The following is a 2,194-nucleotide window of genomic DNA, read 5'->3' on the forward strand; positions in this document are numbered from 1 at the left end:
CCTCAAAACTCTCAAACTACTCAAAAAACATCTTCAAATGATGTAGAAAAATTAAAAACTCAAGTAAACACAATTGTTCAAAATACATCATCGAATGATTTTAAACAATTAACAGCTCAATTAACCACAATTACAAGAAGACTAGATCGAATGGAAGAACAAATGCAAGATAAAGCAAATGATGTCGTTACATACCAACTTTTACAACATCGCCGCGAAATGGAGGAAATGTTAGAACGAATTCAAAAACTAGAAGCTGCCCTAAAAAAAGAAGAACCAATATACATTACTCCTGATGCAAAACCAACATATGAAAGAGAAAAGAAACCGAAGCGTCGTAAAATGATTTTTAGTATATTTGGACTATAACCTTTTAGACCCTTATTACAAAAATAAGGGTCTACTTTTTCGTATGAAGAAAGATGACTGTAATATGACACCCTTCTTCATACTATACATATTCATATATTTTCATTTTGTTAACATAATATTTTTACTGTATTCTGCAATAAGTACCTGCGCATGAGCATTCCCTTGAATAATATCACGGAATTCTTTCAAAGAATACAGATGTGTAGCCCCTTTTCGAGCATGAATCCGCACTGGTACACCTTGTAAAGTATCATGAAACTGGAATGGACTATCTATCGGTTCAATTGGAAAACCGAGTGTAAGTAAATACATATACATTCTTTTTGTAACTGCTGCAATATACCATTCCGCTTTCGTCTCTAACGCATGCATAAATAAAATAGCTGCCAGCCTTTTGAAATGTCCTCTCCCCCGAGACGTTTTCGCAATACTTAACTTTCCTATTTCATACACATTTTTCAAATCTTTCACTAAATCATTTTTAGAAAACGGATAGAAAAACTCAGAATTTGATTGTTCAGGTACTGTAAACTTAATACATTCTACTGTACCAATATGATGTTCATCTTCTATTAATAAAAATCGTGATGGATTTAAATTACGTTCTACAAACATTAAGTTTCTTTCTTCACAAAAATCTCCCCACAGTTGCTCGAACCAAAAATGTTCTTCCTTTGTTTGAACACGCTGGAACATATTTACCCGCCTTTCCCATCGCCGTTCTGTTTTTGATAACGCTTTCACTTACTATCATATAAGAACAAATCTTCGTATGCAACTAAAAATATTTATGTCTTATTATATTCTGCAAATTGAATTAAATTCCTATTTCACACTCTTTTCCCCCGCATGTACCATTTCTTACTTTCTTATACAATCATACATACAAAGAAAGTTAATTGCTCCAATGAAAAATGTTTATCCTTTCAAGTTCGACCCACGTTATGCTTCTTTCCTTATGGCATATAATTCTTCTTAACCTAAAGAAATCCTTCATTAAAAAGGATTCCTTTTACATTTTATTACTTTTTAACCATTTCTCAAAAATTTGAATCATCCCATGCTTCCCAGCCAACTTCTCTTCTCCTTGTTTCGTTTTATATGGATATAGTTGTAAAAACACTCCACAACCAGATTCAATTTTTTTACTATGCATATGGCTACCTGGATATACACAAATCACTTCATAAATCGCTCTTCGCTTAAAAATTCGTTTGCCATTCTGTTCTTCTACATACTTAATGGACCAGTATTTATACATTTGCTCAGTTGCTTTCGTATTACCGACAGGCTGAAAAATATTGTACATAGGGCTGTATTTCACTTCGATAATAATAGAAGATTTATATACATACTTTTCTTCTTCCTTTACATAACAATCTAAACGAATATCCGGCTTCTTTGTGTCCTCTCCGTTATAAAAATTACTTCCTTTGCTTAGTGCGATAAGAGGGTGTGTTTCAATTAAATCATTAAACGCGACGTGCACTTTTATATCATCTCGATGTAATATCACTGTCGTTCCATCTTGTAATCCGTCTAAATAAAAATGTTCTTGTATTTGTTCACGGATAGGATTCTTATCTTCAAATCCGATTTGTTCTAATATAGAAATAACGATAAAAAAAGCGTAATACTCATACACTAAAAACGTTGGTTTATATACGAATAATAAAGATGGGGGTTGCTCTGTATGTTGCGGTAACAATTCTAAATGGTAGATTAATTGTTGATGCGGTATAGATAAAGTGTTCGAATTAATGGTAGCTGTTTCAGAAACTTCCCTCCAAAATGGAGAATACAATAAATTTCGAAAGTATTG

General features: G+C 32.6%; 2 protein-coding genes and 1 pseudogene. 1 reads left to right on the plus strand and 2 read right to left on the minus strand.

The genetic code is table 11. The annotated features are described in order from the left end of the window. Positions 1-369 (plus strand): chromosome segregation protein (locus tag AC1DTM_RS23600; RefSeq protein ID WP_477001027.1); only part of this gene is annotated, 369 nt, incomplete at its 5' end. A 102-nt stretch (positions 370-471) separates the two neighbouring features. On the opposite strand, the gene AC1DTM_RS23605 is transcribed toward AC1DTM_RS23600, so the two are convergent. Together AC1DTM_RS23605 and AC1DTM_RS23610 are read right to left on the minus strand one after the other, a co-directional pair. Next, entirely contained in the window at positions 472-1,068 is a 597-nt protein-coding gene (locus AC1DTM_RS23605) for a hypothetical protein (protein WP_002157977.1), read from the minus strand. A 316-nt stretch (positions 1,069-1,384) separates the two neighbouring features. Next, positions 1,385-2,194, minus strand: a pseudogene (locus AC1DTM_RS23610) (hypothetical protein); the annotation flags it as partial.

Source organism: Bacillus sp. P4_D3 (assembly GCF_056401855.1).